The sequence below is a fragment of the Pontibacillus sp. ALD_SL1 genome (genome assembly GCF_017355605.1).
On the sequence record NZ_CP062974.1, the window covers coordinates 2,809,743 to 2,825,480 of the forward strand.

At 40.0% G+C, this 15,738-nt stretch carries 15 protein-coding genes; 4 read left to right on the forward strand and 11 right to left on the reverse strand.

Annotated elements, in window-relative coordinates; genetic code table 11:
- Positions 1-42: 42 nt before the first annotated feature.
- Together ytfJ and IMZ31_RS14285 are read right to left on the reverse strand one after the other, a co-directional pair.
- Positions 43-597, reverse strand: a complete 555-nt coding sequence (gene ytfJ / locus IMZ31_RS14280) for a GerW family sporulation protein (RefSeq protein WP_207527988.1) — start codon at positions 595-597, stop codon at positions 43-45.
- Between the two features lie 21 nt (positions 598-618).
- Positions 619-1,272 carry a DUF2953 domain-containing protein gene (locus IMZ31_RS14285; protein WP_207527989.1) on the reverse strand — a complete coding sequence of 218 codons (654 nt, stop codon included), beginning with the start codon at positions 1,270-1,272 and terminating at the stop codon, positions 619-621.
- A 162-nt stretch (positions 1,273-1,434) separates the two neighbouring features.
- On the opposite strand from IMZ31_RS14285, the gene IMZ31_RS14290 reads away from it, so the two are divergent.
- Positions 1,435-2,238: an NAD kinase gene (locus tag IMZ31_RS14290; RefSeq protein ID WP_207530409.1), complete on the forward strand. Its 804-nt coding sequence runs from the start codon at positions 1,435-1,437 to the stop codon at positions 2,236-2,238.
- A 53-nt stretch (positions 2,239-2,291) separates the two neighbouring features.
- On the opposite strand, the gene IMZ31_RS14295 is transcribed toward IMZ31_RS14290, so the two are convergent.
- The 6 genes from IMZ31_RS14295 to ezrA all read right to left on the reverse strand — a co-directional run bounded on the left by IMZ31_RS14295 (position 2,292) and on the right by ezrA (position 9,662).
- Entirely contained in the window at positions 2,292-3,878 is a 1,587-nt protein-coding gene (locus tag IMZ31_RS14295) for an amidohydrolase (RefSeq protein WP_207527990.1), read from the reverse strand.
- A gap of 403 nt (positions 3,879-4,281) precedes the next feature.
- Complete coding sequence (locus tag IMZ31_RS14300; protein ID WP_036786461.1) at positions 4,282-4,485, reverse strand: alpha/beta-type small acid-soluble spore protein; 204 nt, start codon at positions 4,483-4,485, stop codon at positions 4,282-4,284.
- 89 nt (positions 4,486-4,574) lie between these two features.
- On the reverse strand, positions 4,575-5,780 hold the full coding sequence (gene thiI, locus IMZ31_RS14305) for a tRNA uracil 4-sulfurtransferase ThiI (RefSeq protein ID WP_207527991.1): 1,206 nt from the start codon (positions 5,778-5,780) through the stop codon (positions 4,575-4,577).
- 5 nt (positions 5,781-5,785) lie between these two features.
- Positions 5,786-6,919 (reverse strand): cysteine desulfurase family protein, encoded by a 1,134-nt coding sequence (locus IMZ31_RS14310; protein WP_207527992.1) that lies wholly within the window; start codon positions 6,917-6,919, stop codon positions 5,786-5,788.
- Between the two features lie 715 nt (positions 6,920-7,634).
- A complete protein-coding gene (locus tag IMZ31_RS14315) occupies positions 7,635-7,955 on the reverse strand; it encodes a hypothetical protein (RefSeq protein ID WP_207527993.1) in 321 nt (106 codons plus the stop codon).
- Between the two features lie 9 nt (positions 7,956-7,964).
- A complete protein-coding gene (ezrA, locus tag IMZ31_RS14320) occupies positions 7,965-9,662 on the reverse strand; it encodes a septation ring formation regulator EzrA (RefSeq protein WP_207527994.1) in 1,698 nt (565 codons plus the stop codon).
- Positions 9,663-9,828: 166 nt separating this feature from the next.
- Here ezrA and hisJ point away from each other — a divergent pair, with 166 nt between their 5' ends.
- Positions 9,829-10,638: a histidinol-phosphatase HisJ gene (hisJ, locus tag IMZ31_RS14325; protein WP_207527995.1), complete on the forward strand. Its 810-nt coding sequence runs from the start codon at positions 9,829-9,831 to the stop codon at positions 10,636-10,638.
- A 90-nt stretch (positions 10,639-10,728) separates the two neighbouring features.
- Here hisJ and refZ read toward each other — a convergent pair whose 3' ends face one another.
- Positions 10,729-11,367 carry a forespore capture DNA-binding protein RefZ gene (gene refZ / locus IMZ31_RS14330; RefSeq protein ID WP_207527996.1) on the reverse strand — a complete coding sequence of 213 codons (639 nt, stop codon included), beginning with the start codon at positions 11,365-11,367 and terminating at the stop codon, positions 10,729-10,731.
- 118 nt (positions 11,368-11,485) lie between these two features.
- Between refZ and IMZ31_RS14335 the strand changes: the two genes are divergently transcribed.
- Positions 11,486-11,965, forward strand: a complete 480-nt coding sequence (locus IMZ31_RS14335; protein WP_207527997.1) for a GAF domain-containing protein — start codon at positions 11,486-11,488, stop codon at positions 11,963-11,965.
- A gap of 142 nt (positions 11,966-12,107) precedes the next feature.
- On the opposite strand, the gene IMZ31_RS14340 is transcribed toward IMZ31_RS14335, so the two are convergent.
- Both IMZ31_RS14340 and IMZ31_RS14345 read right to left on the reverse strand, forming a co-directional pair.
- Positions 12,108-13,997 carry a sensor domain-containing diguanylate cyclase gene (locus IMZ31_RS14340; protein ID WP_242705570.1) on the reverse strand — a complete coding sequence of 630 codons (1,890 nt, stop codon included), beginning with the start codon at positions 13,995-13,997 and terminating at the stop codon, positions 12,108-12,110.
- 100 nt (positions 13,998-14,097) lie between these two features.
- Entirely contained in the window at positions 14,098-14,712 is a 615-nt protein-coding gene (locus IMZ31_RS14345) for a hypothetical protein (RefSeq protein WP_207527998.1), read from the reverse strand.
- Between the two features lie 317 nt (positions 14,713-15,029).
- Between IMZ31_RS14345 and rpsD the strand changes: the two genes are divergently transcribed.
- Entirely contained in the window at positions 15,030-15,632 is a 603-nt protein-coding gene (gene rpsD, locus IMZ31_RS14350) for a 30S ribosomal protein S4 (RefSeq protein WP_036786480.1), read from the forward strand.
- Positions 15,633-15,738 lie beyond the last annotated feature (106 nt).

The following is a 15,738-nucleotide window of genomic DNA, read 5'->3' on the forward strand; positions in this document are numbered from 1 at the left end:
ATACTATTATGAGGGCAGTTTCTTTCCTTGTCTAATCATTTCCTACCAGGAATAGTTCTGTCCATCTGAACCACCTTGGTTTTGTCCTTGACTTTGCCCCTGATTCTGACCGCCATTTTGTCCCTGGCTCTGCCCTCTGTTACCAGAAGATTGTCCATTTTGTTTATCTCCATTTTTACTAAGTATGTCTTGAATTTTTTGTACGGCCTGTGGTGCCAAATCAATCATCCGCTCATATAAATGAGTGCTTTCATCCAAGTGAATCATTTTCACTCCTGATGTTTTGTTTACAATTAAAAAAGCAATTGGTGTGATGGAGACTCCACCACCGCTTCCTCCACCAAAAGGAAGTTCTTCACCATTAGATCCAGAGTTAGAACCATTTCCTTGTTGTTGCCCGTTCTTACTATTACCACCGTCTTGCTTGAACTGACTTCCTCCAGCTGCAAAGCCAAATCCTACTTTTGATACCGTTAAGATTAATGTACTGCCATCTGGCGTTTCAACAGGATCACCAATGATTGTGTTTACATCAATCATATCTTTCAAGCTTTCCATAGCAGTGGTCATCAGACCTTGAATCGGATGTTCTGACATGATTGTACCTCCTCATATAGATTACGCGGGTTTCTTCCGCCACTTCGGTATATTTCCACGAGAGTACCGAACGACTTGTAATACTGCGAATATAGCTTGCCCAAAACGAAACGAAATCATACACTCCAAACGAGTCTGAGAATGCTTTTGCTGAAAATAGGGGGTTACGTATATCTCAGGTGGACCTTGTAGTTTCATATAATTGGAGATCACACCAACCAATGTCCCTTTCAAAGACCAAATTCCTCCACACACCATGCCAGTAATGCTGGCATTTGATGTGCCAACTTGAGTATCCCAAAGTAATGTATGAACATGAACTTTCCTCAAAAATCGTCTTATAATTTTATGTAACCCAACAACCCTTGTAATAAGATCTTGAATACTTTGAATACGATTGACGACTTCTTCAGGAGTATAAGATTTTTCCTGTTCTCCTTTATTTTTATTTCCAACCTCTGTTTTCTCTTTTGTCTTTAGAGAAAGATCCTCCTTATCTAAAGCCATCATAGGGACTTCCTTTTTAATTCTGATCCATTTCCATAAGCGTAATTCGACTTTTAAAAAATCCCGATCAGAAGAATGCAGATAGGTCAGTGTGATGTAGAGTCTAGAGAACCAAACGATAATAATATTAACAACAAAGAAGATAACAATTGCCAACACCCAGACCATTCTTTCATCCCTCCTTTTTTATCTAGTTTCATCCCCTTTCTTAAAATTTAAACAATCTGACATTAATTTGTTTAGAAAACGCTTTCGTTTTTGATATGATGTGAACATAGGGATAAATGTAATAAAGATGATATCGCTATTCGAAGAGGAGTGTTGAAGATGATGATGAATCGTAATAAGTTATTCTTTTACTACCAACATAAGGACGAGCTTATTGAAAAGCTCAATCCCTTATTTGATTTAGCTAAACAGAATGGATTTGAGATTGTTCAAGATCATAAAGATGCCAATATCATTATTAGCGTTGGCGGGGACGGGATGTTTCTTCAATCTGTAAGAAAAACAGGTTTCCGGGAAGATTGCTTGTACACAGGAGTTACAACTTCCGAGAATGAATCAGGCCTATACTGTGACTTTAACTTAGACCATTTTGATGAAATGGTTCATTCTATGATGCATGAAGCTTTAGAGGTCAGACGGTTCCCTGTAATTGAGGCGAATATTAATAATGAATCTTCATTCTATTGCTTAAATGAACTAAGCATGCGTTCGACTCTTATTAAAACGATTCAGATTGACGTATTTATCGATGATATTCAATTTGAATCGTTTCGAGGAGACGGTTTGATCGTCGCCACCCCTACAGGTAGCACAGGGTATAATAAATCAACAAAAGGAGCCGTGGTGGACCCTAAACTTCCATGCTTCCAAGTATCTGAACTTGCTTCCATAAATAGTAACCGTTATCGGACACTTGGCTCTTCTTTCATTCTAAGTGGTGATCGCACACTGAATTTACAATTAGTGCAAGATGGAAACGACTATCCAATCTTAGGAATCGATAATGAAGCCCTTCCTATACGCAATATTCGAAGCGTAAAAATTAACTTAAGCGACAAGGTCATTAAAACAATTAAATTGAAAGATAACTCTTATTGGGAACGTGTTAAGAGGACGTTTTTATAATAAAAACCGTCTAGAGGAGAACTCTAGACGGTTTATTTATATCTTATTTTAGATTAACGCTGATAAACGACTGTACCATCAACAACGGTTCTTGTTACATTTGCTTCTAGCAGACGATCGGGATGAAGTGCAAAGAGGTCGCGATCAAAAACAGTAAAATCTGCATCGTACCCTTTAAGAATCTGTCCCCTCCTGCTCTCTTCATGAATTGCATATGCACTCCCCTTTGTATAAAGAGAAACAGCTTCGTACATAGTCAGACACTGTTCTCTACCGTACATCTTTTGATCGTGAACAGATTTGCGGGTAACCGCTGCTTGAATGGCTAAAAGTGGGTTAATCTCCTCGATCGGCGCATCTGAACCACCAGCACAAGGTATGCCACTTTGTAACAGACTCTTCCAAGGATAAGCATTCTTTAAACGATGTTCACCAATTCTTTCTAAAACCCATGGAAAATCAGAAGAAACAAATGTAGGTTGAATATCCACAATGGAGTTCGTCGTCTTCACCTGGTCATAAAGCTCATCTCGCATAAACTGTGCATGAATAATACGGTCTCGATGCGGAGCATCAGGTACCCCATTTAATATGCGTGTAATCATTGCAACAGCTTCATCCCCGATTGCATGAACAGCTACAGGCAGATTGTGCTTTCGTGCTTTTTTAACAATCTGAGCTAAATGCTCTTCTTGGTGGATAGCCATCCCTTTATTCCCTTTGTCATCTTCATAGCCTTCAGATAAGAGAGCAGTACGGCCACCGATAGCCCCATCAGAAAAAATCTTTACAGCACCAAGCTCAACGAAATCTGATCCACTCTTGTAAGTCAAATCTTCTGTCAACATGTCATCTAATACCTCATGATGAACAAGAAGATGAGCCCTGAATTTCGATTGATGAGCTCCTATACTATTTTGAAAAGCACCATATGTCTTTTTAAAACCACCGTAGTAATTAAGATCTTCACTATGACCACCAACGATGCCATTCCTCGTAAGGTCCTCTACAGCCACAGATACAGCTTTTTCAAGATAAGACTGACTATAATCGGGCATAGCTGCCTTAATGGGTTCTTGAGCCGCATCCAAGAAATATCCAGTCGTTGCACCACGATAATCCCTTACAATCTTTCCCCCTTGAGGGTCTACACTGTCTTCTGTAACTCCAGCAAGCTCCATTGCCTTCGAATTAGCTAACAGTGCATGTCGACACACTCGAGTTAGCATGATCGGATGATCGGTTGAAATCTCATCTAACTCTGATTTATGTATAATACGGGGGTCTGCCCACTGATTCTCATTCCACCCCTCACCAATAAGCCATTCTCCTGGTGGAAGTTGTGAGGCGTGAGAAGATACCGCTTCCTTCACCTCTTCAGGAGACTTCATAAACGATAAATCCAAACGCAATAACCTCTCACCGTGACCAATGATGTGCAAGTGACTATCTACAAAACCCGGGTACATGACCTGGCCTTGAAGGTGATGTTCCACATCAATAGAACCTTCCCACTTCTTCATCACATCTTCAAGAGCACCTGCCATCTCAATACGGCCATTCTTCGTGACAACAGCCTCTACCTGCTCTCCTTCTTGGCTCATCGTGTAAATCGTTCCACCATACCATAACTCTGCCATATGTACCTACTCCCTTGTTTTTATGTAACATATCACATTTCCCGATGGAGTCACAACTTCCTGACCTTCTCTATTGTCCATTGGGGCAGGATTGTGAATAGTCGAAGCTGTGAGAATGTTTCCGTTTTACTTTTATTGAGTGTAAGGTGGGCCTGAAAAACTGCGAGGCCGTTCACCTATTTAAAGCCAGGGCTTGCTCGGGGACTGCGAGACTCCCGCGGGAAAAGGAGCCTAGGGGAGACCCCCACAGAGAGCGTCAGCGAACGAGGAGGCTTCAAAGCTCCCCGCAGGAAAGCGAGTTGTCCCCGAGCAAGCCCTAGCACTCATCAAATGTAACGGTCTCCTTTTCACCCCATAGGAAAAGGACAGTGTCGCCACTGCCCTTTGATACCAATTTATTTAATTATTGTTGTTGCCCACCGCTGTACTGTTGTTCAGCCATTTGAACTAGACGCTTAGTGATCTCCCCACCTACAGAACCGTTTTGACGGGATGTAGAGTCAGGACCAAGTTGTACGCCAAATTCTTGAGCGATTTCATATTTCATTTGGTCTAGAGCTTGTTGTACGCCAGGTACTACAAGTTCGTTTGAGTTGTTATATGCCATGTGTGTCTCACCTCCTTGTTACTACTAGCATGCGTCACAAGGAGGATCTCATCCTGAACAGTTTTTGGCAGTTCAACTAAGTTTATCTATTAGAGCAAATCAGAAAATTCGTCTTCTTCTTGCGTGTGCTTCTCTTCGAATTCAACCGTTTCAATTCCTGCAACAGTTTCTGCGATTTCATCAGTAAAGTCAACTCGCTCTTCATATTGAAGAACCTTTTCACGAGTAGGTCTTGTCTTCGGTGCACTTGGTACGAATACTGTACAGCAATCCTCAAAAGGACGAATGGAAATGTCATACATATCAATCCGCTTAGAAATATCAATTATTTCCAATTTGTCCATGGATACAAGGGGACGAATAATTGGATAATTGGTTACTTCGTTAATTGTATTCATGCTTTCCATTGTTTGGCTTGCGACTTGTCCAAGGCTTTCTCCGGTTGTAAAGGAAAGAATACCTCTCTCTTCAGCCACTCGCTCACTAACCTGAAGCATAACACGACGCATTACAGTCATGCCATAGCCTTCAGGGATCTCACGATGAATGGTCTGTTGCAACTTGGTAAAAGGTACAATATGAACTTTAATCTTATGCCCATATCGAGTTAATTGCTTTGCTAAATCAAGAACCTTCTGCTTTGCGCGCTCACTTGTATAAGGAGGTGAATGGAAGTGAATTGCTTCGATTTCTACTCCGCGCTTCATCGATAAATAGCCAGCTACAGGACTATCAATCCCTCCAGAAAGGAGTAGAAGGCTTTTACCTGTTGTACCTACCGGAAGTCCCCCAGCACCAAGAATTTTCTCTGAAGTGATATACGTTCCATCTTTTCGAATTTCAACGTTAATCTCTATATCAGGATTGTGTACATCAACTGTATATCCTTCTGTATTCGAAAGAACATAACCACCAAGAACTCGGTTCATAGCTTGTGAATCAATAGGGAAGTCTTTATCAACACGACGAGTAGAAATTTTGAACGTTTTCGTGTTCTTCGCATGCGTTAATGCATACTGAACCGCTTCTTTCATTTGTTCTTCTTCATTCTCTACTTTAATCGCTAAGCTAAATGACTGAATCCCAAAGACATCTTTACATCTTTCTAGAATGGGTTGTGGTTCCTCACCATTCAGTAAGATATACATACGATTTCTGTTTCGCTTAATCTTAATATTTTCGTAATCGTGCAATTTCGCTTTTACATTTTCATACAACTTAGCTACAAAGTGTTTTAAGTTTTTACCCTTTAACGACATTTCTCCGTAGCGGATTAATATATGATCATAATGCATGTTATCTACCCCATTACTTCTTTTAATTCGGTTAATACATTTTGAAGCACGTGTATAAATCGCGCCCCTTCTTCCTTCGTATTATCATACGTGATACTAACACGAAGTCCTGCAGAAGACCGTTCATGTGAATGGCCACAAGCAGTAAGGACAGCACTCTCATCAGCATGTTTAGAAGAACATGCTGACTTTGTGGAAATAAAGATCCCTTCTTCACCGAGAGCATGAATGACCACTTCTGGCTTGTATCCAGGCACTGAAAAGTTCACGATGTGTGGTGCACCCTCAGAAGGTGTGTTCATAACAACTTCATCTATTTCAGAAATCTTTTCACGTAAATAGTGATGCAATTCCTTTAAGTGTTCCATTTTGTTTTTTTGGTTTTCCTTTGTCATGCGAATTGCTTTAACCATTGCAACAATACCAGGGAGATTTTCGGTTCCTGCCCGGTAAGAAGCTTCTTGACTCCCTCCGTGCAGCAATGGAAATAACGAGGTATTCCGCTTCACATAAAGGATACCAGTTCCCTTCAGACCATGTATTTTATGGCTTGACATCGTACACAAATCAATAAGGGACAAGTCCAGGTCCGTCTTCCCTAATCCTTGAACGTGGTCGACATGGAAATAAAGTTTAGGATACTGACGAGCAACCATAGCAATCTCTTCAATGGGTTGAATTGTTCCAAGTTCATTGTTGACGTGCATAACACTAATTAAAATAGTGTCTTCACGAATTGCCTTTTGTATATCTTCCACACTAACACGCCCGTGCTCATTAACAGAAAGATAGGTAACCTCGAACCCAAGCGACTCTAATGAACGACATGCCTCCAACACGGAAGGGTGCTCTATGGAAGTAGTAATAATATGCTTCCCTCGATTTTGGTGTTGTAAAGCAATCCCTTTTACAGCTAAATTGTTCCCTTCAGTTCCTCCAGAGGTAAAGATGATTTCATCTGATTGAATACCCAGCAATTGAGAAGCTTGCTTTTTCGACTGTTGAAGAAGTCTTTCTGCTTCACTTCCAAAAGCGTGTATAGATGAAGGATTCCCATAATATCGCTCTGATACTTGCTGAAAGCTTTTTAGCACTTCGGGATATGGTTTTGTCGTGGCACTATTGTCAAAGTAAATCATGGCACCGATCCCCTTTTTCTCTTATTGCAATCAATTCTATTATCATACGTTTCTTCTGAGCGATCTGTCAATCACTCTCATATGTCACCATTACTATAACATGATTAGGAAGAAGTTTCAGACCCTTCCCTTGTAGAAATACTCTGTCGGTCAAGATTATGGCAGGATTGTTAAAGCCTCAAAGATGCGACATGTTAGTGTAAATGGGGCCGTTATTTTGTTGAGAGCTTGGGATGTCTGGGGAACGACTCGCTTTCCGCGGGCGAGCTGTCGAGCTTCCTCGGGAAAACCACCCTGCGGGATCTCGTCGACCTCTTTCTCCCGCAGGAGGCTCCCCGTTCCCCAGACACCCCTTATCAGAAGTTGTAGAACGGCCCCGCAGCTCTAGCTCGGCGAGGGCTCTAAATTAATCCTGCTTCTTTATACAGTATGCTTCCGTTCCTTCCTTATATGGCAAAGGTGGTTCGGGAAATTGCGAGACTCCTGCGGCAGTTGGAGCATAGGGAAGACCCCACAGAGAGCGTTAGCGAACGAGGAGGCTTCCCAGCTCGCCGCGGAAAGCGAGTGATTTCCCGAACCACCTTATTCTCAATTTGAGCAAACGGAAGCATTCTCTCAACTTTAAGTCTTCCATATAAGGGGCTTATGAAAAACTTAAAATCACAATAAACATTAACATAACCTAAAAAAAGTCCTTTCCAAACAGGAAAGGACTTTACTGAATCTCTAGTTTTGTTAACAGATCATCAATCGAAAACGTGCCATCTTCACTCCACTCATTAGCCCAAGAACGGGTTAAACCTTTCTCTTCCCATGTTCTTTCATACTTTTCGTTCACTTCTTCAATGTTGAAAGCTTCATAATCAGAGGCCATTCTAGATATATTATCAGATGACTTCAGCTGAAGAGTAGGTGGAACTCGTTCGCCGTGCTGTCCCATTGCGCTTTCTTCTGAAGGAAACATCAAGAGTAAGATTACGACAATCCAAATCCCGATTGATAAAAAGGAAAGACTCATAACTAAGCGATTCTTCATGCTTGCCTCCTATCCTACCGTCGTACTCACTCCAATATATTCACCCAAGCGATCACGCGCCCCGGGTTCAACTTCTTCAAGTGCATCCGTTGCTAACTCTAATGCTTGATCGTACTCATAGTTCCTAAACGAGCGTTCCGCTTCAGATAACTTTGCTGCAGTAAATGGGTACTGACTGCGATAACGATTACCATATTGAATCATTGTCTCAACTAAAGTTGCTTGATCTAAGAGAAGCTCTGTTTGCTCAGCAGCACTCTCCGTTTCTTTCGTTGCACTGTCAAGCGACTCTCTAACCTTGATCATGTCAAGCGGTTGTTCATCTAACAAGTCGTGCACACGGTATAGGGAATGGGCTGCTGCTTCAATTGCATTTTGTAAATACAAAGGCACCCCTGGGATGTTGCTCTTTTGCAACTTGCGGTTTACAGCAATTAGCTTTTGCTTCATTACTGTTATCTGTTCTTTCGCTTCCCTTTCCCCAGCACGAACTTCATGTAAACGTTCCTTAAACTGTTGATGCTGTTCGATAAGCTCTTGAAGTTGAACTGCCCATCGCTCTAATTCCTCTCTTATAGAGGAATGAGGCAGACCCTCTTGAAGTTCGTCCATAATGTCGTTATATTGCTTTAATAGCAGATTAACCCATTTCTCAAGACTTGTATGAATTTCCAAATCTTTATCCTCAAATTGGTATGTATGCTGCAATACTTCGATTTCTTCTTTACTCAACCGGATATCTTCACGAATAGATTGAAGTTGAGATAATAAGTTTGGTTGATGTTTCTCTACATAACTTCTTGCAATAGCTTCCTTCTCTAATTGGGCGAACATTTCATTCACGCGTTCTTCAATCTCAACCGCTCCTGAACGAGCTTCTTCCATGTCTGCTTGATCCAATTGTTCGGAATATCGATTAAGCTGCTCCTGAAAGCCCGCAAGTTCTTCCTCAAAATTATACGCTTCTACTCGATACCCATCATCACTCATTTGCTTCAATCCGTTTACCAAGTCCTCGATTTGTGAAGGGAGTTCTTGTTTACACATCTTATAAAGCGAAGGAAATTCTTCAATTTGGACAGTTAGTTGATCAATCTCGTCTTTCATGGTTTGAACAAGTTCATTCGCTTCGAAATAGTTACCTTGTTCGACAAGCTGATAATAACTCTGCAATTTCTCTTCAGCAGCGTCGATTAGGACTTCAAAACGAACCTCAGCACTCCCATATCGATGGCGTTGTTGCAATAACTTTTTACGAAGTTGTTTTGTTTGTGGATGGAGTGTTTCAATATCTTTACGACTGTTTTCTTCAGAATGAAGTAACGTTTCTAATTCTTCAAACATCTTATCAATTGAAGACTCAATCGTTTTTAAATGGTCTTCAATCGTTTTTATGACTTTTTTTGCAGAACCGAATCGGTATTTATCTGCATAATCCTCCGCCTCAAAAAGTTGCTCTTCAAGGTTAGGAAGTTGCTTGGATAATATGTCGTCCCATTCAGAGCGCCAGGACTCAAACCTTTCTTGTGTCTCACCCGACAAATTCAAAGATTTCACCTTGGAAAGCTCTTCTGTTACTTCACGGTTCATGATATCCATCTTCCAACCTTCAAGCCGGTCGACTTCATCATAAACCTGCTTCCTAAAAATCAACCCCACAATAACTCCAACGATCACTGCTAGTATCGCACCGATGCCATACGCCATATAAAGCCTCCTAACTGTCAATAGTTCATCTATGTCATACCAGGTAAAAATATGTATATAGTAATGTTTTTATGATACCATGTAAACGGTCATTTTGGCTAAATTTTTTCAAATTTATTAACCTTTTTACATTTTTTTCTACACCTTTTTTAAAGGAGGTTCACTTATGATTATTGACGGGCATGTACACACCCCATTCTGCCCCCATGGATCAAGGGATACCCTAAAACAGTACATTGAAAACGCCATTTTACAAACTTATTCATCTATTAGTTTTACTGAACATGCACCATTGCCCCCATCCTTCACAGATCCTGTACCTACCAAGGATAGTGGTATGGAAATACAAATGATGGATGATTATATTTCCACGTTACAACAATTGAAAAAAAACTACGAGAAAGACATCACCATTCATATCGGTTTAGAAGTAGATTACATTGAGGGGTATGAAGAAGAAATCAAAAAATTTCTCAATGCATATGGAGCTTCTTTAACAGATAGCATTTTATCTGTTCATTTTCTCCCAACGCCATCTGAATTTGTGTGCTTGGATTACAGCCCTGATTCTTTCAGAAAGCTTATTGATGCTCATGGAGGAGTTGATGAAGTACACCGACTATATTACCAAACACTTCTCCGCTCCATAGAAGCAGATTTAGGTCGTTATAAGCCAACAAGAATTGGTCATATGACCCTCTCGCATAAGTTCCAAAAGCTATTTCCAACAGAAGAACCTTTTACAGAAGAGACAGATGCTATATTAGGAAGCATTAAAAAAAGAAACTATTCACTAGATATAAATAGCGCTGGTTTGAGAAAACCTTATTGTCAATCCACATACCCTCACCCATCCGTTTTAGAGAAAGCATTTCGCAAAGGAATCCCACTCGTTTACGGTTCAGATGCTCATAAATCTGAAGATCTCGGAGCTGGTTATTCTCAACTAAAGCAATACGTTTCAAACGTCTATTAAAATGCACTAAGAGCTTACAAAGCTCTTAGTGCATTCCTTTCGTAGATCTATTTCGAGTCACTTGTTCAGTTTTTTCTAAAGGTACAAGTACTACATAATGCTTTCTTTTTTCGGAGGTAGGCCACCTGACTGATACACATGTTCTAGCCAATGCATAATCGTTTCTGTATATTGTTTCACGAAAAATTCCGGTGATTGATCCCACAATACATGTTCTCTCATCTCATAAGGCATTAAAAATGGCATCATCAACATCCCTTTGAACTGAAGAAACAAATGTTGAGTTTGCATTTGCTTTACGCGGGTATGTTTCAACGATTCTTTGAAAAGTTTGAATAAGATATACTTTTCTTTCGCCAAATAGGTGACCATCATCTCGCGCACAAGTACGTTATCAAGCGTTAATTCCCTGTGGATGAAGCATGTAAATTGATGATGCTCTTTCTTATACTGTATAATTACTTCTATCATTTTACGGAGTCTTTCTTGCGAAGATAATCGTTGATTACTATCTCGTTGTTGCTCTAATAACTCTATATAAGGCTCAAAATATTGGACCATGAGATGTTCAAGTAAGCCTTGTTTATTTGTAAAATGGTAACTGATAAGCGAAACATTAACTTTGGCTTTTGCGGCGATATCGCGAACAGAGGTTCCAGTGTAGCCTTTCGTATAAAACAACAAACACGCTGCATCCATCACTTTTTGTCTTGTTGACGATTTTGTCATAGCGCATGACCTCCTTATTCGAAAAGATTCGTTGAATAAGGTAAGAATCCTGCATGAATCGCTCGTCAACTTTCGCCCCGTACTTTTAGGATTTTTGCCAAAATAGGAGGAATATTTGATGTTTAATGTCGAACATTACAACGGAACAAAAGAACAAAATTATGACTTATTGTTAAAGCAACTAAAAGCTCTAATTGAAGATGAACCTGACCAAGTAGCCAACCTCGCCAATGCTTCGTCTCTATTAAACCAGTTTCTCGATCAAGTAAACTGGGTTGGCTTTTACATCTGGAAACAAGATGAACTTGTGTTAGGTCCTTTCCAAGGACTTCCAGCTTGCGTGAGAATCCCAAATGGCAAAGGCGTATGCGGAACTGCAGTTGCTGAGGGTAAAACTCAACGTGTAGCTGATGTCCATGAATTCCCAGGACACATCGCTTGTGATGCTGCCAGTCAGTCAGAAATAGTCGTACCAATGTATAAAGATGGAAATATATTTGGCGTTTTAGACATTGACAGCCCTGTTAAAGAACGCTTTGATGAAACCGATGAGAAGTATATCGAGCAATTCGCTAAAATTGTTGAGCAATACATTTAACACTTTACCCTATAAGGATGTAGAAAAACGCAGAGATTTTTCATCTCTGCGTTTTCATATGTCCACTATTTAACCTATAATGAGTGTCTATTTATCTTACAGAGCACATGGTGTAACCCTCATACATTTACTTCCCTTTAGTTTACTCGATCCCCATCGTTTGTTCACGCTTTATACAATTTTTCCCCGATTCTTTAGCTTCATATAAAGCTCTATCTGCACGCCTGAATAAATCAACGACGTCCCCTTCGCTTGAAGCATCCCAATAAGATACACCACAAGAAATCGTAACGCGAGGTTTTGTATAGTCTCTAACTTTCCTGACTAACTCCTCACCAATTTTATAGGCTTCATTTACATCGACTTCAGGAAGATAAATCGCCAACTCTTCCCCGCCCCAACGAGCGGTAATTCCCTTTTCACCTATTTCTCGTCTCAATAAGTTTGACACTTCAACAATGATACGATCTCCTTCTTGGTGGCCATATGTATCATTTACTTGTTTGAAGTTATCAATATCGACAATGATAAATGACCCATCATGATCTTGGCCTACATGTTTATGAACGGTTTCATCTAAATGCTTCCTAGAGTAAAGCTTTGTTAAATAGTCCGTACTGACCAATCTCTCTAATTCTTCTCGAAGCATAGAGTTTGCAAAGGCAAGCGTGGAATGATGGACAAGCGATTGCAAAAGCTTAAACGTTTCAAATGAGAAGAAATATGGCATTGTATGCATTACAATTACTACCCCTTTTAACGATTCCGTTTGAATCATCGGGATGGCCATAATCGATTGGTAAGGACTATTGAAAGAAAGGTTCTTTGCTGAGAAGTCCCCTATAAATAACGCATCCCTTTGCTCACCAATTGAAGTCGTAATGTATTGAAGCAACATCTCTGCCCGATCTTGAGAGAAGAAGGATGAGCTTTCTTGCAGAACCTGGTAATCTTCAACATTTCCATCTTGAAAGAGAAGTACACCTACTTCTTCGGCATGAAAAGAATGAAGTATTTGGTTAGAGAGAAACGATATTGTATCTGATAATCTCAAATTAGAATTTAACTTATGGGTCGTTTCATTAATTAACTGCAAGTCTGAAATTAATCGTTTAGACTGTTGGTACAATCGCGCATTCTCAAGTGCATTACCCGCAGTATTAGCCAGTAGCGTTATAAAGTTAATATCTTCGTTCACAAACTTAACGGTTTTTGGAGCTACAACTTGTAATACCCCGTAAACACCTTGCTTTCCTTTAAGTGGGGCATAAAAGCATGACTGTCGCTCATTCCACGAATCTTCAAACTGAAATTCTCCCGTTAAATAAGCTTGAGCACTAGAGTTGTTAGCCCCATCACTATCATACACAAGCTCTCTAATCGGGAGCTTGTGAGCACTAGAATAATCATGAGAGAGTAACAGGTAATAATCAAACACGGGATACAACTGACGTAAAGTGTCAATGATTTCAGCAAGGACATCGTCCATGTTCATTGATGAATGAAACTTTGCGGTAACCCTAAACAAACGTTCATGCCGTTTCTCTTCATCTAATGATTGGTAATAAGACCTCATTTTTAAATAAACGTTAGAGACCTCTTCTCCTACGATTTCTAAATCACGAAGCACCACATTTTCTTCTGATTTATAGGAAATACTTATATACCCATAAGCTTCCTCATGATCAACCAACGGAATGAAGTAACGATAGTCTTGATCTGAGTGCTCTCTTGCAATGATAGAAGTCCCCACGATCGTTTGGTTCTCGCTTAGCCACAACCAATCTTTGAAAGTAAGTACCTCACTCGCTAGGTGATTATTGTTCCACGTGGAATAAATTAACATAAATGCATCTTCAGCTTTGTTGTATATGTATATGCAGGCCTCTTGGGCTTTAATTGAATCCGTGATTATAGCCTGTAAATCTTTCACGAATCGTGACCAATCGCCTTGTTCATCCTCCGTCATCAAGTCAAAAAAATGTGCTTTTAACTGACAACGAAATTGACTCTTTGCTTTATTAGAAATCATCTATACATCACCTTATTTCAGTGGAGTTCTCTATAATAAGATTCTTTCTATCATTATACTTCTTATAGTCTTTTTTTCCTATTACTTTTCAAAATATTTTTCATTTTTTAACAATTTTAACCGAGAAGCCCTCTAAAAGAACTACCCAAACGTTTTCTTGAGGTACTAACCTCTCCACTTCAAGGGGACGTTTAGTAAAGGTATTTGACCATTTGCTTCCATTACCATCTTCAACTGTAGCTTGGAATGTATCCCCAACTTGAGTGACCTCTTTTAAAGAAGGAAAACTTTTTTTATATTTGGGCGGACCGGTTGCTGAAGAACTTATCGGCTTCAGTTCTTCATCTAAAAGAATCCATTCCGAATCGCGCCTTATCCACAATTCCCCGCCTTGTGAATATCTAATCTCTTGAATCGGTTCATCAAGTTTCTTATAGGCATTTGCAGTGAAGGAGTACGTTTGACGGTCTACGCTATAGACCACTAAATAGGGTTGCTCTTCTTTTAACGTTGTCAAAGTAACTTCTATCCCATTTCCCACTTGCCGGGAATCTAGAAGTGGAGTCTGAGTTGCTAATGGTTGATTTATATGTTTCATCCTATTATTTTGTAGCATTATAGCAATCCCAACAGCCACTATTAATATGCAAATAATTACATAGCGAACAGATTGAGATTGCTTCGTTTCTGCTTTATAATCCTCTTTAGACTTCATTCAGTATAAACCTCACAAAAAAATTTTTGCCTCATTATATCATAACCTGATTCGTGAATACCTTATTTCCTTCTAAACTTCTTATTGAACGTGCTTGACTTATGACAGGATAAATTCTATAATAGCGTTTGTGTAAAATAAAAGGCAGCTTAGGTGAACCACTGTTGTTATCATTTTGTTCCTCTTTCATCAAGAGGTGTATCGCGTAACTCTCGGCTGCTGGAGCGATGGTGCATGAAAACAAAATGAGCTTCGAGAACGGGGCACTCCTGTTTTTATTTTATACAAAATAAAAATAGAAAAGGAGAGATCATCCAATGGCACGTTACACAGATTCCACTTGGAAAAAATCTCGTCGTTTAGGTATTTCTTTATCCGGTACTGGTAAAGAGTTAGAAAAACGCCCTTACGCTCCTGGCCAACACGGTCCTAACCAGCGTAAAAAGCTTTCAGAATATGGTACACAGCTTCAAGAGAAGCAAAAACTTCGTTTCATGTTCGGAGTTAACGAACGTCAATTCCGTCGTCTATTCGAAGAAGCAGGTAACATGAAAGGGATCCACGGTGAAAACTTCTTAACACTTCTAGAGTCTCGCCTGGACAACATCGTTTACCGCTTAGGTCTTGCTCGCACTCGCGCGCAAGCTCGCCAACTAGTTAACCATGGTCACATTCTTGTAGATGGTGGACGCGTAAACATCCCATCTTACCGTGTGAAGCCTGGTCAAACAATCGCAGTTCGCGAAAAATCTGCTAACCTTGACGTAATCAAGGATGCAATCGAAGCAAACAACTTCGTACCTGAGTATGTATCATTCGATACAGAAAAGCTTGAAGGTTCTTATGTTCGCTTCCCTGAGCGTTCTGAAATGCCTTCTGAAATTAACGAAGCGCTTATCGTTGAGTTCTACTCTCGTTAATAGCTTCTCTGTAACACCCATCCTTGGCGGATGGGTGTTTTTTATGATTTTATTATCATCTATTTCCATTTCCTGATACACTAAGAATAGAAGCATAAAGGAGGGG